Source organism: Pseudoduganella sp. HUAS MS19, assembly GCF_053615455.1.
Map to the genome: position 1 here is coordinate 1,641,742 of NZ_CM132133.1, position 22,095 is coordinate 1,663,836.

The 22,095-nt window shown below is 62.2% G+C and carries 19 protein-coding genes; 12 read left to right on the forward strand and 7 right to left on the reverse strand.

From position 1 onward, the window contains the following. The first annotated feature begins 10 nt into the window (after positions 1 to 10). Positions 11 to 574 carry a PEP-CTERM sorting domain-containing protein gene (locus ACWBU6_RS07650; RefSeq protein ID WP_452648219.1) on the forward strand — a complete coding sequence of 188 codons (564 nt, stop codon included), beginning with the start codon at positions 11 to 13 and terminating at the stop codon, positions 572 to 574. Here ACWBU6_RS07650 and ACWBU6_RS07655 read toward each other — a convergent pair. The 4 genes from ACWBU6_RS07655 to ACWBU6_RS07670 form a co-directional block, all read right to left on the reverse strand. Continuing rightward, a complete protein-coding gene (locus tag ACWBU6_RS07655) occupies positions 561 to 1,532 on the reverse strand; it encodes an ABC transporter permease (protein ID WP_452648220.1) in 972 nt (323 codons plus the stop codon). The genes ACWBU6_RS07650 and ACWBU6_RS07655 overlap by 14 nt on opposite strands. 4 nt (positions 1,533 to 1,536) lie before the next feature. Further along, on the reverse strand, positions 1,537 to 2,619 hold the full coding sequence (locus tag ACWBU6_RS07660) for an ABC transporter permease (protein ID WP_452648221.1): 1,083 nt from the start codon (positions 2,617 to 2,619) through the stop codon (positions 1,537 to 1,539). 2 nt (positions 2,620 to 2,621) lie between these two features. Further along, positions 2,622 to 4,151 carry an ABC transporter ATP-binding protein gene (locus ACWBU6_RS07665; RefSeq protein WP_452648222.1) on the reverse strand — a complete coding sequence of 510 codons (1,530 nt, stop codon included), beginning with the start codon at positions 4,149 to 4,151 and terminating at the stop codon, positions 2,622 to 2,624. 81 nt (positions 4,152 to 4,232) lie between these two features. Further along, positions 4,233 to 5,231 carry a BMP family lipoprotein gene (locus ACWBU6_RS07670; RefSeq protein ID WP_452648223.1) on the reverse strand — a complete coding sequence of 333 codons (999 nt, stop codon included), beginning with the start codon at positions 5,229 to 5,231 and terminating at the stop codon, positions 4,233 to 4,235. Between the two features lie 392 nt (positions 5,232 to 5,623). Here ACWBU6_RS07670 and ACWBU6_RS07675 point away from each other — a divergent pair, with 392 nt between their 5' ends. The 4 genes from ACWBU6_RS07675 to pcp all read left to right on the forward strand — a co-directional run bounded on the left by ACWBU6_RS07675 (position 5,624) and on the right by pcp (position 10,269). Continuing rightward, positions 5,624 to 7,894, forward strand: a complete 2,271-nt coding sequence (locus ACWBU6_RS07675) for a TonB-dependent receptor (RefSeq protein WP_452648224.1) — start codon at positions 5,624 to 5,626, stop codon at positions 7,892 to 7,894. 91 nt (positions 7,895 to 7,985) lie between these two features. Continuing rightward, positions 7,986 to 8,681 (forward strand): DUF969 domain-containing protein, encoded by a 696-nt coding sequence (locus ACWBU6_RS07680; protein WP_452648225.1) that lies wholly within the window; start codon positions 7,986 to 7,988, stop codon positions 8,679 to 8,681. Beyond that, complete coding sequence (locus tag ACWBU6_RS07685) at positions 8,678 to 9,628, forward strand: DUF979 domain-containing protein (protein WP_452648226.1); 951 nt, start codon at positions 8,678 to 8,680, stop codon at positions 9,626 to 9,628. Before ACWBU6_RS07680 ends, ACWBU6_RS07685 begins: the two co-directional genes overlap by 4 nt. Beyond that, complete coding sequence (gene pcp, locus ACWBU6_RS07690) at positions 9,625 to 10,269, forward strand: pyroglutamyl-peptidase I (RefSeq protein ID WP_452648227.1); 645 nt, start codon at positions 9,625 to 9,627, stop codon at positions 10,267 to 10,269. The genes ACWBU6_RS07685 and pcp overlap by 4 nt, the downstream gene beginning before the upstream one ends. 4 nt (positions 10,270 to 10,273) lie before the next feature. On the opposite strand, the gene ACWBU6_RS07695 is transcribed toward pcp, so the two are convergent. Genes ACWBU6_RS07695 through ACWBU6_RS07705 form a run of 3 tightly spaced genes read right to left on the reverse strand, consistent with a single transcriptional unit; the run spans position 10,274 to position 13,192 of the window. Then, complete coding sequence (locus tag ACWBU6_RS07695) at positions 10,274 to 11,176, reverse strand: LysR family transcriptional regulator (protein ID WP_452648228.1); 903 nt, start codon at positions 11,174 to 11,176, stop codon at positions 10,274 to 10,276. After that, positions 11,161 to 12,087, reverse strand: coding sequence for a pseudouridine-5'-phosphate glycosidase (locus tag ACWBU6_RS07700; protein WP_452648229.1), 927 nt, complete (start codon positions 12,085 to 12,087; stop codon positions 11,161 to 11,163). The genes ACWBU6_RS07695 and ACWBU6_RS07700 overlap by 16 nt, the downstream gene beginning before the upstream one ends. Positions 12,088 to 12,091: 4 nt before the next feature. Then, positions 12,092 to 13,192: a carbohydrate kinase gene (locus tag ACWBU6_RS07705; protein WP_452648230.1), complete on the reverse strand. Its 1,101-nt coding sequence runs from the start codon at positions 13,190 to 13,192 to the stop codon at positions 12,092 to 12,094. Between the two features lie 221 nt (positions 13,193 to 13,413). On the opposite strand from ACWBU6_RS07705, the gene xapA reads away from it, so the two are divergent. The 7 genes from xapA (at position 13,414) to ACWBU6_RS07740 (ending at position 22,089) form a co-directional block, all read left to right on the forward strand. After that, entirely contained in the window at positions 13,414 to 14,253 is an 840-nt protein-coding gene (xapA, locus tag ACWBU6_RS07710; protein WP_452648231.1) for a xanthosine phosphorylase, read from the forward strand. Between the two features lie 127 nt (positions 14,254 to 14,380). Continuing rightward, the gene (locus ACWBU6_RS07715; protein ID WP_452648232.1) at positions 14,381 to 15,574 is read left to right on the forward strand and encodes a phosphopentomutase; all 1,194 of its coding nucleotides are present in this window, start codon (positions 14,381 to 14,383) and stop codon (positions 15,572 to 15,574) included. Further along, entirely contained in the window at positions 15,571 to 16,533 is a 963-nt protein-coding gene (gene deoC, locus ACWBU6_RS07720; RefSeq protein WP_452648233.1) for a deoxyribose-phosphate aldolase, read from the forward strand. The genes ACWBU6_RS07715 and deoC overlap by 4 nt, the downstream gene beginning before the upstream one ends. 12 nt (positions 16,534 to 16,545) lie before the next feature. Further along, on the forward strand, positions 16,546 to 18,933 hold the full coding sequence (locus ACWBU6_RS07725) for an aldehyde dehydrogenase family protein (protein WP_452648234.1): 2,388 nt from the start codon (positions 16,546 to 16,548) through the stop codon (positions 18,931 to 18,933). A 146-nt stretch (positions 18,934 to 19,079) separates the two neighbouring features. Further along, positions 19,080 to 20,402, forward strand: a complete 1,323-nt coding sequence (deoA, locus tag ACWBU6_RS07730; protein ID WP_452648235.1) for a thymidine phosphorylase — start codon at positions 19,080 to 19,082, stop codon at positions 20,400 to 20,402. Between the two features lie 61 nt (positions 20,403 to 20,463). After that, positions 20,464 to 20,868 (forward strand): cytidine deaminase, encoded by a 405-nt coding sequence (locus ACWBU6_RS07735; RefSeq protein WP_452648236.1) that lies wholly within the window; start codon positions 20,464 to 20,466, stop codon positions 20,866 to 20,868. Positions 20,869 to 20,874: 6 nt separating this feature from the next. Then, positions 20,875 to 22,089 carry a nucleoside deaminase gene (locus tag ACWBU6_RS07740; protein WP_452648237.1) on the forward strand — a complete coding sequence of 405 codons (1,215 nt, stop codon included), beginning with the start codon at positions 20,875 to 20,877 and terminating at the stop codon, positions 22,087 to 22,089. Positions 22,090 to 22,095: the final 6 nt, after the last annotated feature.

Here is a 22,095-nt window from a genome sequence, read left to right on the forward strand (position 1 = left end):
GGAGGGCATCATGGCTTGCAAACATGTTTTGGCGCTGGCATTTGCTTGCGCCGCGGGCGGCGCCTGCGCGGAAGATTGGCAATTCGCCTACACGGGCTTCAGCGAGGATGGCGCTTTCGTTCCCGATGCGCGTGTCGCCGGCAGCTTCCGCGGGACGGATCTTGACCTTGATAGCATCATTTCCTTGGGAGAGCTTAGCTCGCTGGTCATCGATGGACGCGAATACCTGGAGGGATGCCTGAGCCTGAGCGACCCGTATTTCCGTTGCGAGATCGATGGATTCAGCTACCAGTTGACGGGGCAGCTATCGGTAGACGCCAACTGGTGGGGCAATGACGAAGCGTTCTCCGGCTGGGGCGGAGGACTTCGCACCGGCGACCGCTATTCGCGGTGGAGTTATGGATGGAACGAGTGGAGCCGCACCTGGTACTTTACCGACCAGACTGTCTTCGACATAACGCCAGCGCCGGCAGTGCCTGAGCCGGCTAGCGGCCTGATGCTGTTGGCGGGATTGGCAACCCTGGCCGGCCTTGGCCGGCGCAGGGTGAAGGGGGGAGTGCTTAGCGCGATTTGACGAACGGTACGCCGATGGCTTTCGGCGCCACCGACTTGGCCATCAGGCCGGCCAGCACGATCACGGTCACGACATAAGGCACCATCTGGATCAGGGCACCCGGGATGCGGCCGATCACCGGCAGGTCCACGCCTTCAAGCTGGATCTGCACGGCGCCGAAGAAGCCGAACATCAGGCAGCCGAGGAAGGTATACACCGGACGCCAGTTGCCAAATACCATGGCCGTCAGCGCCAGGTAGCCGGCGCCGGCCGACATGTCGCGCAGAAAGAAGCCGGACTGCACGATCGCCAGGTAGGCGCCCGAGAAGGAGCACAGCACGCCGGCGATCAGCATGGCTGCGTAGCGGGTGCGTTCCACCGAGACGCCGGCTGCATCGGCAGCGTGCGGGTTCTCGCCGCAGGCGCGCAGGCGCAGGCCGAAGCGCGAGTGGTACAGGAACCAGTGCACCAGCGGTACCAGGATAAAGGCCAGGTAAACCAGCACGGAGTGGCCGCCTATCAGCTTGGTGTAAAACCAGCCGAGGAAAGGCACGTCCGCCACGGCGGCGCTGCCCGGCAGCACCACGTCGAACAGGCGGGCATCGCCCAGGTCAGGCGTACGGCCGCCTTGCTGGAAGAAGTACTGCGCGACCACGAAGGTCAGGCCGCTCATGGCGATGTTGATTGCGATGCCGCCCACCAGCTGGTTGCCCTTTTGGGTTACGGCGACGAAGCCTTGCAGCATCGCCAGCACGACCGACACGCCCATACCGGCCAGGATGCCGAACCATGGGTTGCGGGTGGCGAAGGCCACGGCGGCGGAAACGAAGGCGGAGGCCAGGATTTTGCCTTCCAGCCCGATGTCGATCACGCCGGAGCGCTCAGCGAACAGGCCGGCCATGGCGGCGAAAATCAGCACCGGCGCGTTGCGCACGGTGGAGACGAGGATGGAACCCAGGTGGAGATCTTCGAAAGTCATGGTCTTAGCCCTTGCGCGATTTGATCAGCTTGATGATGACCGGGGCGTACAGGTTTTCCATTGCGCCGCAGAAGAGGATAATCAAGCCCTGGATGAAAATGAAGGTTTCGGTCGGAATATTCGGTTTTTCCAGCGACAGGTCGAAGCCGCCCTGGATCAGGGCGCCGAACAGCACAGACGACAGGAAGATGCCGACCGGGTGCTGTCGCCCCATCAGCGCAATGGCGATGCCGACAAAGCCCGCGCCGCCGACGAAGTTCAGCGACAGGTAGTGGGTCGAACCCATGATGGAATTGACCGCACCGAGGCCGGCCAGGGCGCCGGAAATGGCCATCACGATGATGATCATGGCGCTGATTTTCACGCCGGCGTAGTGGGCGGCATGCTGGTTCAGGCCCAGCGCGCGCACCTTGTAGCCCCATGAGGAGCGCCACATCACGATGCCGTAGATCACCAGGGCGAAGATGGCGAAGAAGAAGGCGATATTGAGCGGCGTTTCACCCAGCACAGGGAACCATGCGTTCAGGCGCGGCATTTCGGCGGCGGCCGAGAACACGCGCGAGGCGGTATTCTGCTCGCCCGGCGGAATCAGGTATTTCACGATCACGAAGTTCATCAGCGAGGCGCAGATGAAGTTGAACATGATCGTGGTCACCACGATGTGCGAGCCGCGCTTGGCCTGCAGGTAGCCGGGAATGAAGGCCCACAGGGCGCCGAACAGGGCGGCGCCCAGGATGCCGGTGAGGATCAACAGGTACCACGGCAGCGTGGCGTCAAACGCCAGCATGGCCAGGGTCAGTCCCAGGCCGCCAAAGTACATCTGGCCTTCCGCGCCGATATTGAACAGGCCGGCCTGCATCGCGATCGACACGGCCAGGCCGGTGAACACGAAAGTGGAGGCGTAGAACAGCGTGTAGCTCAGGCCTTCCGGATTGACGACGGCGCTGTTGATCAGGATCTGCATCGACTCCAGCGGGTCTTCGCCGAGCAGGTGGATCACCAGCGCGGCCACCAGCAGGGCGGACAACAGGTTCAGGATGGGCAGGACAAGGCCGGTTGCCCAACGTGGCATATCGTTCGTGGTCATAATCAGTGTTTGTGCATGCCACCCATCAGCAGGCCGATGCGGGTGGTGTCGAATTCGTCGATTTTCAGTTCGCCGGTGATTTTGCCGCCGCACATCACGAGGATGCGGTCAGCCAGGGCGCGCACTTCTTCCAGTTCCACCGATACCAGCAGGATCGCCACGCCCTGGTCGCGCAGGGCCAGCAGCTGGGTGTGGATGGATTCGATGGTGCCGATGTCCACGCCGCGGGTCGGCTGGCCGACCAGCATCAGCTTCGGCCGGGCCAGCACTTCGCGCGCGATCACCACCTTTTGCTGGTTACCGCCGGACAGCAGGCCAATGCGCAGGTCCGGGTTGGCCGGGCGCACGTCGAACTCTTTCATCAGGCCGGCGCAGCGCTGCGCGATGCCCTTGAAGTCGATCAGGCCCCACTTGTTCTTCACCTTGTCCTGGTAGCCGAAGAAGGTGTTCTGCATCACGGAGAAGGCCTTGATCACGCCGTCGCGCAGGCGGTCTTCCGGCACGTGGCCGATGCCCAGGTTGCGGAACTTGGTCGGCAGGCCGTCGGCATCGCCGCTTTTCGGGAAGGGCAGGGCCTTGCCTTCGAAGTCGACTTCGCCGGAAGTGGGCAGTTTCATGCCCGACAGGATTTCCATCAGCTCGGACTGGCCGTTGCCCGACACGCCTGCAATGGCCACGATCTCGCCGGCGCGCAGGGTGAAGTTAATGTCCTGCAGCAGCTTGACGCCGTTGTCGTCGGACAGCTGCAGGTTCTTCACCTCCAGCACCGGCGCGCCCGGCTTGTATTCGCCGCGCGGCAGGTTGTTCTCGATCGGACGGCCGACCATCATTTGGGCCAATTCTTCCTTGGTGGTGTCGGCAGTCTGTACTGCGCCCACCACACGGCCGCCGCGCATTACGGTGACGGTGTCGGTGATGTCCTTGATCTCCTGCAGCTTGTGGGTGATCAGGATGATGGTCTTGCCCTGTTCCTTGAACAGCTTCAGGATCTCGAACAGGGATTCGGTTTCCTGTGCGGTCAGCACGGCGGTCGGCTCGTCCAGGATCAGGATGTTGGCCGAGCGGTAGATCTGCTTCAGGATTTCGACGCGCTGCTGGGCGCCCACCGACAGGTCGTGGATGGTGGCCAGCGGATCGACGTCCAGGCGATAGCGTTCGCAGATTTCGCGCAGCTTCTTCTCCACGCTGGCGCGGTGCTCGCGCAGGCGGAAGCCGCCTTCGCTGCCCAGCATCACGTTATCGAGCACGGTCATATTCTCGACCAGCATGAAATGCTGGTGCACCATGCCGATGCCAAGGCGGATCGCCTCGTGCGAATTGTGGATGTGCTGCACCTTACCGTCCAGCAGGATCTCACCGCCATCTGCGCGGTAATAGCCGTAAAGGATGCTCATCAAGGTCGACTTGCCGGCGCCGTTTTCACCCACCAGGCCATGGATGGCCCCTTTGGCGATGGAGAAACTGACGTCCGTATTCGCCTTCACCGCCCCAAAGTGCTTGGATATATTGCGGAATTCTACTGCTGGCGTCATAAGGATTTTTCGGTCTTATTTACTGAAAAACGCGCCGGACGGGAATCCCCGTCGGCGCGTTCTCTTTAATGGAACTGCTGGTTAGGCCGGGCAAGCGGCGTTGGTGGTGCGGATGTCGATGACCTTCACTTTGCCATCGATGATGTCCTTGCGCGCGCCCATGACCTTCTTCTCGATCTCAGGCGTAATCACCTTGCGGTTGTTCGCGTCCAGCGCCCAATCCACGCCGCCTTCCTTCAGGCCCTTGGCGGTCACGCCGGCCTTCCAGGTGCCATTCTTCATCTGCATGAAGGAGTCGTACACGGCGTTGTCCACGCGCTTGACCATGGAGGTCAGCACGGAACCAGGATACAGGTGGTTCTGGTTGGAATCCACGCCGATCGACAGCTTGCCTTTTTCCTTGGCAGTCTGCAGGGTGCCCATGCCGGAACCGCCGGCCACCGCGAACACCACGTCCACGCCGCGGTCAAACTGGGCACGTGCCAGCTCGCCGCCCTTGGCCGGGTCGTTCCAGGCGGCAGAGGTGGTGCCGACCATGTTGGAGATCACTTCGGACTTCTTGTCCACCGACTTGGCGCCCTGGGCATAGCCACAGGCGAAAGTGCGGATCAGCGGAATGTCGATGCCGCCGATAAAGCCCAGCTTCTTGGTCTTGGAGGCCATGGCGGCAGCCACGCCGACCAGGTAAGAACCTTCTTCTTCCTTGAACGTCACGGAATTGACGTTATTGCCTTGCGCCACGCCGTCGATCAGGACGAATTTCACATTCGGGAATTCCTTAGCGACTTTCTGTACGGCCTGGGTCTGGGCGAAACCGATGGCGGCAATCAGGTCGAGCTTCTTGCGGGCCAGGCCGCGCATCACCTGCTCAGCCTGGGTATCGCTGCTGGCTTGTACTTCAATGAATTTGATGCCGGTTTCTTTCTTGAAGCGTTCGGCGCCTTCGAAAGCGGACTGGTTGAACGACTTGTCGAACTTGCCGCCAGCGTCGTACACGATGCCCAGCTTCGGATCAGCCGCGTTTGCGCTGGCTGCTACCGCAACTGCGGCGATCATCATGCTAAGTTGTTTGATTTTCATGTAAGGGCTCCGTCGAAGTTCGTTATTGTATATTTTTATGGAGTGCCTCGTTCCGCTTTTTCGCGCCGATCCATGCCACGGCACCTTGTAGCTTGCCAACAACGCACAAATGCAAATTTTGTACATGTACCCTTGATTAATTCTTGGGCACGTCATCAAACTGCAATCACATCTTCCTGCAGTCGAATCCGCTTCTCACGGCATGGATTCGTGGCTCACTACTATGCAGCAGGCGCTATATGTATGGCAAATACGTTTTTGCTTACTTATTTATATGCAAGTCAACTAAATGAAGGGTTTCTCGCAAGTAAGAGAGGGCATTTGCTTTCGTGTTAGCATTCGCGCCATTGCAACATTACGTTACTTTTCTTTTAAAGATTGGAACATCGGGTATGGATAAACGCCTCAAGCACTCCCTGATTGCCCTGGCCGTGGCCAGCGCATTTCCCCTTCACGGCGCTATTGCGCAAGAAGCCGCCACCACCACTACCGAAGAAGTGAAGAAGCCGGGCCAGCTGGAGACCGTGATCGTTACGGCACAGCGCCGCGCTGAAAACATCAAGGACGTGCCGATGGCGATCGCCACCCTGAAGGGCGAGAAGCTGGATGTGCTGACCTCGGGCGGCCAGGACATCCGTTTCCTGAACGGCCGTTCACCTTCCGTATCGGTGGAGTCCGATTATGGCCGTACCTTCCCGCGTTTTTACATCCGCGGCCTGGGTAATACCGATTTCGACCTGAACGCTTCCCAGCCGGTTGGCCTGGTAATGGACGACATCGTGCAGGAAAACCCGATGCTGAAGGGCTTCCCTGTCTTCGACGTGGACCAGGTGGAAGTGCTGCGCGGCCCGCAAGGCACCCTGTTCGGCCGCAACTCCCCGGCCGGCGTGATCAAGTTCGACTCCGCCAAACCGGTCTTCCGCCAGGAAGGTTATGTCAACGTCGGCTTCGGCAAGGACCGCGTGCGCAACTATGAAGGCGCCTATAACTTCCCGGTCAACGACGTGCTGGCCACCCGCATCTCGCTGCAATCGCAGCACCGCGGCAACCGCGTGCATAACGACCGCCCAGGCGCACCGACCAACGATTTCGAAGGCTACAAGGACAACGCCGGCCGCATCCAGTTCCTGCTGAAGCCTAATAAAGACTTCAGCGCGCTGCTGAACCTGCACGGCCGCGACATGGACGGCAACGCCACCCTGTTCCGCGCCAATATCCTGAAGAAGGGCACCAATGAACTGGTCGACAACTTCGACTACAAGTCCTACCCGACCGACGGCGGCAACGAGCAGCACCTGAAGAACAAGGGCGCCAACCTGCGCCTGCGCTGGGATACTCCGGGCCTGACTTTCCACTCGATCACCGGCTACGAAAAGCTGGAGTTCTATAGCCGCGGCGACGTGGACGGCGGCTTTGGCGCCGCCTTCCATCCTCCGATGGGCCCAGGCTCCATCCCGTTCCCGGTCGAAACCGCCGACCTGATTCCTGACCATAAGCAGTTCTCGCAGGAGTTCCGCGTCGAGTCCAATAACAAGGGCCCGCTGCAGTGGATTGCCGGCTTGTTCTACTTCGACGAACATATCCAGATCGACTCGATCTCCTTCGATTCCTTCACCGCGGGTAATCCGCAGAACGCCGCCTACGCAACCCAGCAGCAGGACGCCAAGTCGTGGGCAGCTTTCGGTACCGTCAACTACACCGTGAACGAAGCCTTCAAGCTGCGTGCCGGCCTGCGCTACACCAAGGACAAGAAGGACTTCATCGCCACCCGCGTTGAACCGCCAGATTCTGCGGTCAACACTTTGAGCGACACGTCGAACAACGTGAGCTGGGACCTGAGCGGTACCTACACCCTGAACAAGGACACCAACCTGTTCGGCCGCGTTGCAACCGGTTACCGTGCGCCTTCCATGCAAGGCCGCCTGTTCGACCTGAACTCCAAACCGTCGGTCGCCGGTGCCGAGAAGGCACTGTCGGTGGAATTCGGTGTCAAGCAAGACCTGTTCGACCGCCGTGCACGCATGTCGGCCACCGTGTTCAACTACCGCATGAAGGACAAGCAGCTCACCGCAGGTTCCGGTACTGTGAACATGAACCAGCTGATCAACGCCGACAAGGTCACCGGCCGCGGTGTGGAACTGGACCTGCAAGCCAACCTGAGCGATGCATGGGCCGTAACCTTCGGCACCAGCTACAACGACACCGAGATCAAGGACCCGAACCTGTTCGTCCAGTCCTGCGGCGGCGGTTGCACCCCGCTTGACCCACGGATCGAGTTCAGGGACGCCAATGGCAACGTGATCGGCAGCGCAGCCCTCATCAACGGCAATCCACTGCCGCGTGCGCCGAAGTGGCAGCATAACTTCACCCTGCGCTTCAGCCAGCCGCTGGGCAATGGCGAGATCTACGCCTACACCGACTGGGCATACCGCACCTCGTACAACTTCTTCCTGTACGAAGCTTCCGAGTACAAAGCCAAGGAACTGCTGGAAGGCGGCCTGCGCGTGGGCTATCGCTGGGGCGACGGCAAGTATGAGCTGGCAGCATACGGCCGTAACATCACCAACCGTATCCAGGCCTTGGGCGCGATCGATTTCAACAACCTGACCGGTATCGTCAACGAACCGCGCACCTACGGTGTGCAGTTCAAGGCGAACTTCTGATCGCCCTGCCGTCCCGCAAAAAGCGCGCACTCCGGTGCGCGTTTTTTTTTGCCCTGCTGGGGTAAGATGTGGCCTTCCTTGGGGAGGGGAGATGCAAACTGCTGTCAATATGTGGCCGCTGCTTGGCGTGGCCGTGATCGTGCTTGGATTTCTGCTGCGGCTGCACCCGGTGCTGGTGGTTGTCGCGGCTTGCTTCACCACTGGTTTTGCTGCGTTCATGCCGGTCGAGGCCATGCTTGCCTCGCTCGGCACCGCCTTTGTCAAAACGCGCAATTTGCCGATGATTTACCTGCTGCCGCTGGCGGCAATCGGATTGCTTGAGCGCTTCGGTTTGCGCGAGCATGCGCAGGCTGCCGTGGCGCGCATGCGTTCCGCGACGGCCGGGCGGCTGCTGATCGTTTATCTCGCCATACGTGAGATTTCCGCTGCGATGGGCCTGACCTCGCTGGGCGGCCATCCCAATATGGTGCGCCCGGTCGTGGCGCCGATGGCGGAAGGGGCGGCGCAGCTTCGCAATCCTTCCCTCAGCGACGAGCAATGCCAGCGCGTGCGCGCCATGGCTGCCGCCACCGACAACATCGGCCTGTTCTTTGGCGAGGATATCTTCGTCGCTTTCGGCGCCATCGTCCTGATGCAGACCGTGCTGCGCGCGGAAGGCCTTGAAGTCGATCCGTTGCACATGGCCCTATGGGGCATTCCGACGGCGATCAGTGCTTTCATCATCCACGCATGGCGGCTGCACCGGCTGGACCGCTACCTGGGACAGAACGGCGGAGGGAGCGCATGATCATCCGCGTCGAATACTTCTATTACCTGCTGGGCATCATGCTGGCCCTGGTCGCAATGATGTCCTTTGCCGACCGCAGCAACCCGCGCCGCTGGACCACGGGCCTGTTCTGGACGCTGTACGCAATGGTCTACCTGGTTGGCGAGCGCCTGCCGCCGGCAACGGTTGGATTGGCAATGATCGTGATGGCGCTACTGGCGGGCTTCGGCGGCGTCAGGAACGGCAAGCCGGACGTGCTGCCGGAGGATGCCCGCCGCGCCAGTGCAATACGGCTCGGGCATAAGCTGTTCGTGCCGGCGCTGGTCATTCCGGCCGTTACCATGGCCGGGTCGACGCTGCTAAAGGATGTGCGCATCGGCGAGTTGTTGGTGCTGGACCCGAAACACCTTACCCTGGTCAGCCTTGGTTGCGCGGCAGTGATTGCCGTCGGCGTGGCCTGCTGGATGACGCGTTCCACGCCCTTGCAGGCCGGCCGTGAATCGCGCCGCCTGATCGACTCGATGAGCTGGATGATTGTATTGCCGCATATGCTGGCCGTGCTTGGACTGCTGTTCAGCGAGGCGGGCGTGGGCAAAGCAGTGGCGCAAGTTACGACGACTTATATCGGCCTCGATTCGAAGCTGACTGCCGTGGCGGTGTATTGTATCGGCATGGCGCTGTTTACCATCGTGATGGGAAATGGCTTTGCCGCCTTTCCGGTCATGGCGGGCGGCGTCGGCGTACCCGTCCTGATAGCAAAGTTTGGCGGCAACCCTGCCGTAATGGCGGCAATCGGTATGTTCAGTGCTTATTGCGGTACGCTGATGACGCCCATGGCGGCCAACTTCAATATCATTCCAACCGCACTGCTGGACCTGACTGACCGGAATGCGGTAATCAAGGCGCAAGTGCCGACGGCCTTGCCGCTGCTGGGCGCCAATATCATCCTGCTGTATTTTTTGTTATGAGAACTGTTCTGCTGACCGGCTTCGAGCCATTTAACAAAGAGCCTGTCAACCCGGCCTGGGAAACCGTGCGCGCGCTGGATGGCTGGGGCGAGGGCGATTTCCGCGTCGTGGCGCGCCAGTTGCCGTGTGTGTTTGGCGATGCGAATCAGGCGATGGCGGCGCTGATCGACGAGCTGCAGCCGGCGCTGGTGATTGCGGTCGGCCAAGCGGGCGGGCGGGTGGACCTGTCGGTGGAGCGGGTGGCGATCAACGTCGACGACGCGCCGATCAAGGACAATGCGGAGAAGCAGCTGATAGATGTGCCGATTGTACGCGGCGGGCCGGCAGCGTACTTTGCAACGCTGCCGATCAAGGCGATCGTCGCTGCGCTGCGGGCGGGCGGCTTGCCCGCGTCGGTGTCGCAGACTGCGGGTACCTTCGTTTGCAACCACGTGTTCTATGGCTTGATGCATGCCGTCGCGGGCCGCAACGATGTGAAGGCCGGCTTCATTCACATTCCCTATCTACCCGAACAGGCTGCACGCCATCCCGGCGCTGCCAGCATGTCGCTGGAGCAGATGAAGGAAGGGCTGCGCGTTGCGATCCGGACGGCACTGGCGCTTGAGCGCGATGCCACCGTGGCCGCCGGCGCGACGCACTAGTGTTTCAGGCGCCCGGCGGACGCAGGATGTTGAGGAAGGCGCGCACGACCGGGGCGTCGTCCAGCGTGGTATAGGTGATGTAGAGGTTGGCCGACGGCGGATTGGTGCGGATCGGCAGGAATACCACGCCCGGCCAGCCGATGCGTGCAGTCGTTTCCGGCATCAGCGTCACCCCCAGGCCCGCGCCAACCATGGCCAGCAAGGTCTGGGGCTCGTGCGCTTCCTGGAAAATCTCCGGCTGGAAGCCGGCATTTACGCAGCACTGGATCAGGTAGCGCGGAAACGCCGACTTGTCCAACGCCAGGGTCAGCATCGGATCGTCCGCAATGTCGGCCAGTTCGATTGCATCCATCTTGGCCAGCGGGTGATGTTCATTGACCGCTACGCATACATTTTCGCGGAAGCATAGCTCCTGTTTCAGGTTATCGCGGCGCAGTTCGTCGTCATCGAGTTTCGGCTCGCGCCAGAAGCCGACGTCGATCTGCTTGGCGCGCAAGGCGTCGTACTGCACCGTCGGGCCTGACTCGTGAATGGTCCAGGTCACGCGCGGATACTTGCTCTGAAACTCTTCCAGCATGGAAGGGATCGGCCCCCACATCGCCGAACCCACAATGCCGACGCGCAGGCGCCCCACTTCGCCGCGGTCGATCTGACGCACGGTGTCGATGGTCATACGCATTTTCGCCAGCAGGTCAGAGGCCTCCTGCATCAGGGCCTTGCCGGCGACTGTCAGCTCGAAAGTACGCGTGGTGCGGGCGAACAGCTTTACCCCCAGCTCCGCTTCGAGCTTCATGATCTGCTGCGAAAGTGGCGGCTGCGAGATGTGCAGGCGTTCGGCAGCGCGGCTGAAGCTCTTCTCTTCGGCGACGGCGAGGAAGTACTTTAACTGTTTCAGGTCGATGGACATGGATGCTCCTGCAGCTCACGCGCCAGGGCAGCGCCGACACGTGCGTTGTTTTTCACAAGTGCGATGTTTGTCTTCAAGCTGCGGCCCTCGGTCAGGGTCTTGATGCGGGCCAGCAGGAAGGGGGTAACCTTCTTGCCGGCGACGCCATTTTCTTCCGCTTCCTGCAAGGCGCGCAGGGTGATGGCGTCGATTTCGTCTTTTGGCATGGCTTCTTCCACCGGCACCGGCGCCGAAACCACCACACCGCCATTCAGGCCCAGGGCCCACTTGGTGGCGATGAAAGATGCCTGTTCCGCGGCGGTGTCGAGCTGGAAGTCGGCATTGAAGCCGCTTTCGCGCGTGAAAAATGCCGGGAAGCCGGGCTGGCCGACCGAAACCACCGGTACGCCGTGCGTCTCCAGGTATTCCAGGGTCAGGCCGATGTCGAGGATGGACTTCACGCCCGCGCACACCACAGCGACGTTGGTTTGTGCCAGTTCCTGCAGGTCGGCTGAAATGTCCATGCTGGTTTCCGCGCCGCGGTGCACGCCACCGATGCCGCCAGTGACGAACACCTTGATGCCAGCCAGTTGCGCGCAGATCATGGTTGCAGCCACAGTGGTTGCGCCCAGCTTGCCTTGCGAAAGTACGAAGGCCAGGTCGCGGCGCGAGACCTTGATCGCGTCCGGCGAGTTGCCCAGTTCTTCAAGCTGTTCTTCGGTCAGGCCGACGCAGATCTTGCCGCCGATGATGGCGATAGTGGCTGGCACGGCGCCGGCATCGCGGATGATCTGCTCGACTTCACGCGCGGTCTGCACGTTCTGCGGATAGGGCATGCCGTGCGAAATGATGGTCGACTCAAGCGCGACGATCGGCTTGCCGGTGGCGCGGGCGTTGGCGACTTCAGGGGAGAAGGACAGGAATTGGTGCATGGTTTTACTCCTCGTTTTGCGCAGTGGCGAGCAGGTCGGCGCTCAGCTCTGGCGACACGGTGTGCGGGCTGGCCAGTGTGATGGAGGCGGCTTTCAGTCCGCGTTCGCAGGCCAGGGTCAGTTGTTCGGGTTCTTGCAGCAGCGACCAGCAGACGGCAGCCGAGAAGGCGTCGCCGGCGCCCGTCACGTCGACCACCTTGGCATCGTGGGCAGGCAGCCAGTGCAGGGCCTGGCCCAGCGTGTGATAGACGCCGCTGGCGCCGCAGGTGACGATGATGTCGCGCGCGCCGTCGGCTTGCAGCTCGTGGCAAGCTGCCTGCACGTCGGCTTCGGTCGGCAGGGGGCGGCCGGCCCGGGTTTCCAGCTCGCCGCGGTTCAGGATCAGCAGCGACAAGCCGTTCAGGTCTTTCGGCAGGCGCGCCATTTTCGGCTGCGATACCGCGACCACCACCAGAGGCACGCCCGAGGCGCGGGCGTCGCCCAGCAGCATGGCAAGCGATTCGAGCGGCAGGTTGAGGTCCGCCACCACCATGCCGGCGGCGTTGCGCTGCGGCTGGCGGCTGGCGACCCAGCCCGGGGTAAGCTGGTCGAAGATGGCCATGTCGGCCAGCGCGACCACCATCTCGCCGGACGCATCCAGCACGGCGGTGTAGGTGCCGCTGCCGATGCCGTTGACCTGCAGGCTGCCTTCCATGCCGATGCCAAAAGCCTCGGCCTGGGCGCGCAGGGCGCGGCCGGAAGAGTCGTCGCCAAGGGCGGTCAGCAGGGAGCAGGGCAGGCCGAGCTGGGCCAGGTTGGCGGCGATATTCCTTGCCACACCGCCAAAACTTTCCTCTGCGCAAGCCGGGTTGGAGGTGGCCATTTGCAGCGGAGCGTGCGGGCGCAGTTTGCGGTCGAGGCACGCCGCGCCAATGCACAGCACAGTGCGCTCATTGCGCAAGACATAGGCACGGCCCAGCAGTTTGCGTTCGCGGATCAGGCTGGCAATGTGGCCGGCGACAGCAGAGCGCGACAGGGCGAGCTGTTCCGCCAGCTCTTGCTGGGAGATAAAGGGATTAGCCCGGATCAGCTCGTAAAGCTGTTCCTTGCGGGAGAGATCGGTCACGAAAAGCTCGCTATAAACATTTGTTTGCGATGCTAAACATTTGTCCGTTCCGTGTCAAACGGAAGCCGCTCCTATAATAAACCGATATTTATAGCGCTTGCATATAAATGGCAAAGAAAAATGGTATTTGCCATACATATAGACGATGATGCATAGTGTCGTGGTACGTTCAAGGGCCTGTTCTGGCCAGCTCACCTAAAGATATAAAAACGAGGAACTTCATGTCTTCCAATACCCCATTCCAGGCAGCGGCCATCATCCGTGCCCGCATGCCGGCCAATTTCCAGCCACGCGTTGCAATGATCCTGGGCTCCGGCCTGGGCGTGCTGGCCGAACAGATGACCGATGCAGTGTCGATCTCTTTCGACGAACTGCCAGGTTTCCCGATCTCCACGGTGCATGGCCACGCCGGCCAACTGGTCCTGGGCACGCTGGCTGGCGTGCAGGTGGTCTGCCTGAAGGGCCGCGGCCACTTCTACGAAGGCTACGGTCCTGCGGTCATGACTTCCGCGGTGCGCACCATCAAGCTGCTGGGCTGCGAGATGCTGTTCGTGACCAACGCTGCCGGCTCGCTGCGCACCGAAGTGGACGCGGGTTCGCTGGTGGCGCTGAACGACCATATCAACTTCTTGCCGGGCACGCCGATGGTCGGCCCGAACGACGAGCGTTTCGGTCCGCGCTTCTTCTCGATGGCCAATGCTTACGATGCGGACCTGCGCAAGCTGCTGCAGTCGACCGCTGCCGACAAGTCGATCACGCTGCATGAAGGCGTGTACATCGCTTATCCGGGCCCGAACTTCGAGACCCCTGCGGAGATCCGCGCGTTCAAGACGCTGGGGGCTGATGTTGTTGGCATGTCGGTTGTTCCGGAAGTGGTGTCGGCGCGTCACTGCGGCTTGAAGGTGGTTGGCGTTTCGGTGATCACCAACCTGGCGGAAGGCCTGTCGCCGTTCCCACTGTCGCATGAGCAGACGCTGAAGTATGCGGCTGTGGGCGCGGAGTCGCTGATCAAGCTGATTCTGGCGTTCCTGGAGAATGTGGCGAAGGCTCCCAAGGCTTAAAGCCGGTAGACCGGTGTCTGACCCGCAGGGTCGGACACCGTGATATCGGCGGCCGGCGGCTGCGGCACACTGGTGTCTGACCCTGTGGGTCAGACACCGAATTAACGGTTTTGAGAGAGGCACCCCCATGTCCCGCGCATTTATCCTGTTGTTAGACTCCTTCGGCCTCGGCGCAACGCCGGACGCTCATAAATACGGCGACCAGGCCTACAACACCTTCGGCCACATCGCCAAATGGGCGGCCAGCGAAGGCAAGCCGATGTCCCTGCCCACCATGGAAGGCCTTGGCCTGGCCGCTGCCGCGCACACCGCGTCCGGCGAATGGGCAGCCGGCTTTGAAAAGCGCGACGGCTTCACCGGCGCCTACGGCGCGGCGCGCGAACAATCCACCGGCAAGGACACCCAGTCCGGCCACTGGGAAATCGCCGGCGTGCCGGTGCTGTTCGACTGGGGCTACTTCCCCAAAGAAGTGCCGTCCTTCCCGAAAGAGCTGACCGACAAGCTGCAGGAACTGACCGGCGTGCCGGGCTTCCTGGGCAACTGCCACGCCTCGGGCACTACCATCATCAATGAGCTGGGCGACGAGCATGTCGCGACCGGCAAGCCTATCCTGTACACCTCCGCCGATTCCGTGCTGCAGATTGCGTGCCACGAAGAGCACTTCGGCCTGGAGCGCCTGTACGACATGTGCGAGAAGGCCTATGAGCTGGTCAAACCGTACAATATCGGCCGCATCATCGCGCGTCCGTTTGTGGGCGCCGACGGCGACTACAAGCGCACGGCCAACCGCCACGACTATGCCGTGCCGCCAAGTGCACCAACCCTGCTGGACCACGTGAAGAACGAAGGCGGCGAGGTGATCGCATTGGGCAAGATCAGCGATATCTACGCTGCGCAAGGCGTGAGCCGCGTGCTGAAAGGCCCGGACAATATGGCCTTGTTCGACAAGCTGCTGGAAGCCCAGCGCGAAGCCGGCGACAAGTCGCTGACCTTCGTCAACTTCGTCGACTTCGACATGCACTTCGGCCACCGCCGCGACGTTGCCGGCTACTCGAACGCGCTGCATGAAATGGATGCGCGCCTGCCGGAGTTCATCGCCAACCTGAAGGATGGCGACCTGTGCGTGATCACCGCCGACCACGGCTGCGACCCGACCGCGCCAGGCTCCGACCATACCCGCGAGCATATTCCTGTGCTGTTCTTCGGCCCTGGCGTCAAGCCACAGTCGCTCGGCATCTCCGAGACCTTCTCCGACATCGGCCAGACCATCGCGCATCACCTGGGCGTGAAACCTCTTTCCAACGGAACCAACCTTCTATGACCATCATTGAGAATTTCAAGCGCAACGAGGCGATCGGCCTCGATCTGGGCTGGCTGAATCACATCCACGTGAACAAGGCCGCCGCGGACCGCCGCGCCGCATCGCTGGCGAACCGCCGCACTGTAAAGAAAGAGTACCAGGCAGCCTGGCTGGTGAAGGCAATCGAGTTGATCGACCTGACCACGCTGGCAGGCGACGACACCCCTGGCCGCGTTGAGCGCCTGTGCATGAAGGCCATGCGCCCGCTGCGCCAGGACCTGGTGGAAGCACTGGGCTTGCAGGAACGTAAGCTGATGACCGGCGCAGTCTGCGTGTACCACGAGATGATCCAGCACGCCGATGCTGTGCTGAAGGGCCGCCTGCCTATCGCCGCGGTGTCGACGGGCTTCCCTGCCGGCCTGACCAGCATGGAAACCAAGGTGCGCGAAGTGGAACTGTCCGTCGCGGCAGGCGCCAAGGAGATCGACATCGTCATCACCCGCCAGCACGTCCTGACCGGCAACTGGCAAGCGCTGTACGATGAAATGCTGGCTTACCGCAAGGCTTGCGGCGAAGCGCACGTAAAGGCCATCCTGGCGACCGGCGACCTGGTGACGCTGGAAAACGTGGCCAAGGCATCGTGGGTCTGCATGATGGCAGGTGCCGACTTCATCAAGACATCGACCGGCAAGGAAGGCGTCAACGCCACCATCCCGGTTTCGCTGGTGATGGTGCGTGCAATCCGCGAATACTACGAGCGCACCGGTTTCAAGGTGGGCTACAAGCCGGCAGGCGGCGTGGGGACCGCCAAGGCCGCGCTGCAATACATGACCGTGATGAAGGAAGAACTGGGCAACGAGTGGCTGGAGCCGCACCTGTTCCGCATCGGTGCTTCGAGCCTGCTGACCGACATCGAGCGCCAGCTGGAGCACCATGTGACCGGCGCCTACTCCGCCGCCCATCGCCACGCGCAACCATAAGAAGACACCGCCATGCCAACTATTAACGAGATCCTCAACACCATGGACTACGGCCCTGCACCAGAAAGCCAGAAAGAAGCGCAAGCGTGGCTGGAGCAGCGCTCCCGCAAGTTCGGCCTGTTTATCGACAACCAGTGGACCGAGCCTGGCGAGACCTTCGCCTGCTACAACCCGGCCGATGGTTCGCAACTGGCAGAACTGACCCAGGCAACCGCCGTCGACGTGGCGCGCGCGGTGACTGCCGCACGCAAGGCGCTGCCGGGCTGGCAGGCACTGGGCGGCCATGGCCGCGCCAGGATCATGTACGCGATCGCACGCCTGATGCAAAAGCATGCGCGCCTGTTCGCCGTACTGGAAACCCTGGACAACGGCAAGACCATCCGCGAAACCCGCGACGCCGATCTGCCGCTGGTCGCCCGTCACTTCTACTACCACGCCGGCTGGGCGCAACTGCTGGACGAAGAATTCCCGGGCCATCGCGCAGTGGGCGTGGTAGGCCAGATCGTACCCTGGAACTTCCCGCTGCTGATGCTGGCATGGAAGATCGCTCCTGCGCTGGCAGCCGGCAACACCATCGTCTTCAAGCCGGCTGAATTCACGCCGCTGACCGCGATGCTGTTCGCCGAGATCTGCCAGCAAGCCGGCGTGCCAGCCGGTGTCGTGAACATCGTGACCGGCGACGGCCGCACTGGCGAAGCAATTGTCGGCCACCAGGGCATCGACAAGCTGGCCTTCACCGGTTCCACCGAAGTTGGCCGCATCATCCGCGAAGCCACCGCCGGCACCGGCAAGAAGCTGTCGCTGGAACTGGGCGGCAAGTCGCCGTTCATCGTCTTTGAAGACGCGGACCTGGACGCCGCGGTTGAAGGCCTGGTCGACTCGATCTGGTTCAACCAGGGCCAAGTCTGCTGCGCCGGTTCCCGCCTGCTGGTGCAGGAGTCCGTGCAGGAACGTTTCCTGAAGAAGCTGAAAGCGCGCATGGACAACCTGCGCCTGGGTTCCCCGCTCGACAAGTCGATGGACATCGGCGCCCTGGTCGATCCGATCCAGAAGCAGCGCATCGCCGGCCTGGTGGATTCCGCCCGTGCCGAAGGCTGCGAGGTGTACCAGCCGGCCGGCTGCGAACTGCCGGCCACCGGCTCGTGGTTCCCGCCAACCCTGATCACCGGCGCGTCGACCTCCGCGGCCGTGGCGCAGGCCGAAATCTTTGGCCCGGTCCTGGTGGCGATGAGCTTCCGTACCCCCGCCGAAGCGGTGCAGCTGGCCAACAACACCGTGTACGGCCTGGCTTCCTGCGTATGGACCGAGAACATTTCGCTGGCGCTGGACATGGCGCCGCAGATCAAGGCTGGCGTGGTATGGATCAACACCGCCAACCAGTTCGACGCTGCTTGCGGCTTCGGCGGCTACAAGGAGTCCGGCTACGGCCGTGAAGGCGGCCGCGAAGGCATGTTCGAGTACCTGGTGCCGCTGTCGGAAGATGCACGTCCGGCCGCGCCTGCGTTCAAGAAACCAGCCAAGCCGGAAACCGAGATCACCCCATCGGCAGATCCGTTCGCAGTGGACCGTACCGCCAAGCTGTACATCGGCGGCAAGCAGGCCCGCCCTGATGGCGCCTACTCGCGCGCCATCCATGGCGCCGACGGCAAGTTCCTGGGCGAAGTGGGCGAAGGCAATCGCAAGGACATCCGCAACGCCGTTGAAGCCGCCCATAAGGCGACCGGCTGGACCAAGGCGACTGCGCACAACCGTGCGCAAGTGCTGTACTACATCGCCGAGAACCTGGCCGCCCGCGGCGCCGAATTCGCCGAGCGTATCGCTGCGCAGACCGGCACCAAGAACGCCGAGAAGGAAGTGCAGGCATCCATCGAGCGCCTGTTCTACTGGGCGGCCTGGGCCGACAAGTACGACGGCCTGGCGCACCAGCCGCCAATGCACGGCATCACCGTGGCATTGAACGAAGCAATCGGCGTGATCGGCATCGTGTGCCCGAACGAGAATCCGCTGCTGGGCTTCATCTCGCTGGTGGCTCCGGCTATCGCGGTGGGTAACCGCGTGGTGGCTGTGCCTTCGGAGGCGTATCCGCTGTCGGCGACCGATTTGTACCAGGTGTTCGATACTTCGGACCTGCCGGACGGCGTGGTGAACATCGTCACCGGTTCGGCTGATGAACTGGCGCGCACGCTGGCGTCGCACTCGGACGTTGACGCTGTTTGGCGCCACGACGGTTCGGCAGCTGGCTGCGCGGAAGTGGAAAAGCTGTCGGCAGGTTCGTTGAAGCGCACCTGGACTGGCGGCGCGAAGGGGCGTGACTGGTTCTCGACCGCGCAGGCAGGTGGCCGTGTGGTGCTGGCGCATGCCTCGCAAGTGAAAAACATCTGGATTCCTTACGGCGTCTAAAACCGGTACTGCAGTGTCTGACCCGCAGGGTCAGACACTGATACGCGGCGGTCGCTGGTCAAGTGTCTGACCCTGCGGGTCAGACACTGGTTTACCTGTTTAGAAGAATGGGGCTGCAGCCCCAAATACCTCAAGAGATAGAAAAAATGTTCCTCCCCCAGGAAATCATCCGTAAAAAGCGCGACGGCGGTGTGCTCAGCAAAGAAGAGATTCAATTCTTCGTCAAAGGCATCACCGACAACAGCGTCAGTGAAGGCCAGATCGCCGCTCTGGCGATGGCAGTATTCTTCAACGACATGACCATGGACGAACGCGTGGCGTTTACCCTGGCCATGCGCGATTCAGGCGAAGTGCTGGAATGGAAATCCCTGAACCTGCCAGGCCCGGTGATGGACAAGCACTCCACCGGCGGCGTGGGCGACGTGGTCTCACTGATGCTCGGCCCGATGATCGCCGCATGTGGCGGCTTCGTGCCGATGATCTCCGGCCGTGGCCTGGGCCACACCGGCGGCACACTGGACAAGTTCGACTCCATCCCAGGCTACTCCACCGTTCCGACCAACGACAAGTTCCGTGAAGTGGTGAAGGAAGTCGGCGTGGCCATCATCGGCCAGACCTCTTCGCTGGCCCCATCGGACAAGCGTTTCTATTCGATCCGCGACGTTACCGCGACCGTGGAATCGGTGGCAATGATCACCGGCTCCATCCTGTCGAAGAAGCTGGCCGCCGGCCTGGATGTGCTGGCTATGGACGTGAAGGCCGGTTCGGGCGCCTTCATGCCAACTTACGAAAAATCGGTTGAACTGGCTGAATCCATCGTCAAGGTGGGCAATGGCGCGGGCACGCTGACTTCGGCCCTGCTGACCGATATGAACGAATCGCTGTCCCCGTGGGCCGGCAACGCGCTGGAAGTACGCGGCGCAATCGACTACCTGACCGGCAAGTTCCGTCCTGCACGGCTGCATGAAGTGACCATGTCGCTGTGCGCCGAGATGCTGGTGCTGGGCAAGCTGGCTGCGAACGAAGCCGACGCGCGCGCCAAGCTGCAGCATGCGCTCGATTCGGGCGAAGCGGCCGAGCGCTTCTCGCGCATGGTGAAGGCGCTGGGCGGCCCGGCCGACCTGGTTGAGAATATGGACAAGCACCTGGAGAAGGCGCCGATCGTGGTGCCGGTGCCTGCGCCGCGCGCTGGTTACGCTGCTTCCACCGTGTGCCGCGATATCGGGCTGGCGGTGGTTTCGCTGGGCGGCGGGCGTCGCCGCCCGACCGACGCGATCGACTTCGCCGTTGGCCTGACCGACCTGGCGGAACTGGGCCAGCCGCTGCAAGCAGGCCAGCCGATGGCGATGGTGCATGCGCGTACCCAGGCTGCCGCGGAACAGGCTGTGCGCGAGGTGCAGGCTGCGTATACGATCGCTGATGTGGCGCCGGCGGCGAATCCGATCGTTTATCGTACTATCCGCCCTTAAAACCGGTACCCCGGTGTCTGACCCTGCGGGTCAGACACTGAATTGCCGGTTTGGAGAAAACATGAACAATCAAAAACTGATCGAAGAGGCCAAGGCTGCGCGCCTGAAAGCCTACACCCCATACTCCAACTTCAAAGTCGGCGCTGCGCTGCTGGCGAAGGACGGCAAGATCTTCCACGGCTGTAACGTGGAGAACGCCAGCTATGGCCTGTGCAATTGCGCCGAGCGCACCGCGTTCTTCAGCGCTATCGCACAGGGCTACAAACCGGGCGATTTCGACAAGCTGGCTGTCGTCGGCGAAACGGATAACCCGATTGCTCCTTGCGGCGCCTGCCGCCAGGTCACGCTGGAACTGGGCGGCAACCAACTGCCGGTCGTGCTGGCCAACCTGAAAGGCGACACCCGCGAAACCACAGCAGCCGAACTGCTTCCCGAAGCCTTCGGCGGCTGGGACCTGAAGAAGTAAGCAAGCGTGAAGAAGGCCATCGACGTCCAGACAGCGGTTGCCATTGCGGCATCCGAAGCCATTGCAGCAAAGACCCAGGGCACCTTCGGCGTGGGCGGCGTGATGCTGGATGCCAGCGGCACGGTACTCAAGGCGCTGCATAACAACGTCATCAAGCATGGCCTGATTTACGACCCGACCGCGCACAGCGAACGCCAGTTGATCGACTGGTATTTCGCCGAACGCGCCAAAGGCCGCGAGCTTCCGCCGCCTGAAGAAATCACCATCGTGACCTCGCTCGACCCATGCTGCATGTGCACGGGCGCGATCCTGGCGGCGGGCTTCAATGTCGTCGTCGCCGCGCCGGACAGCAAGGCCGGCATCAATTACAACGGGTCCGCGTTCTATCCCTCCCTGCCGGTTGCCTTGCGCCCGCAGGCCGAACGTACTTTCGCCTATCCGGCCGTGCTGGGGACCTCCTCGTATGCACGGCGCGGGGCAGGGGCGTCGCCGAAGCCATTCTTCATCGGGAAAACCATCGCCGAACCAACGCAGGCCTTATGCTCGCTGGTGTTCGAGGCCACATCGGCCAATGTGATGGACTTGTTCAATATCGACCCGCCGCAAGCGGAGTTGAAAGACCCGGCCACGCTGCCGGAGGACCACTACATCGTGCGCGCCCTGAAGCGCGCCTTCCCTGATGCCTTGACTTACCGTTGCACGCCGCGCACACCGGAAGCCGGCCTGGCGCCATACCTTCAGCAAGCAATGGCGCGCGACAAGGCGCAAGGCGGGAAGGGCGATGCCGTGGCGCTGCTCGATTCCTTCGGCAACCTGCTGCTGTGCTGCCACGGCCGCCAGCAGGCTTCTGCCATCCGCACCGCTTTCATGGAGTGCACGCGCGCGTACGCGCAATTGCGCTACAAGCTGATGGAGGGGGCCGATGCGGCAACGCAAGCCGAAGTGCGCCACTACCTGGGACACCCGAAAGACGGCACGTTCGTGTTTGCGGTCGGCCCGGACGAGAGTGCGCTGAGCTTCATGGCCCTGGGGGCCTATGGCTCGACGATGGAAGGCGCACTGCCGCTCAACAATCCGGCGCAGTTCCAGTACGTGCGGCCGGCAATGCCGGAACAGGCGTTGCACGAGCTGTGCAGCCACCTGCCTCCGCTATACCGCAACCTGATCAGGATCCGCCCGGCCCAGGTGGCGGATGCCGCCCTGGTGGCTGCACTCAACTGAACAGAT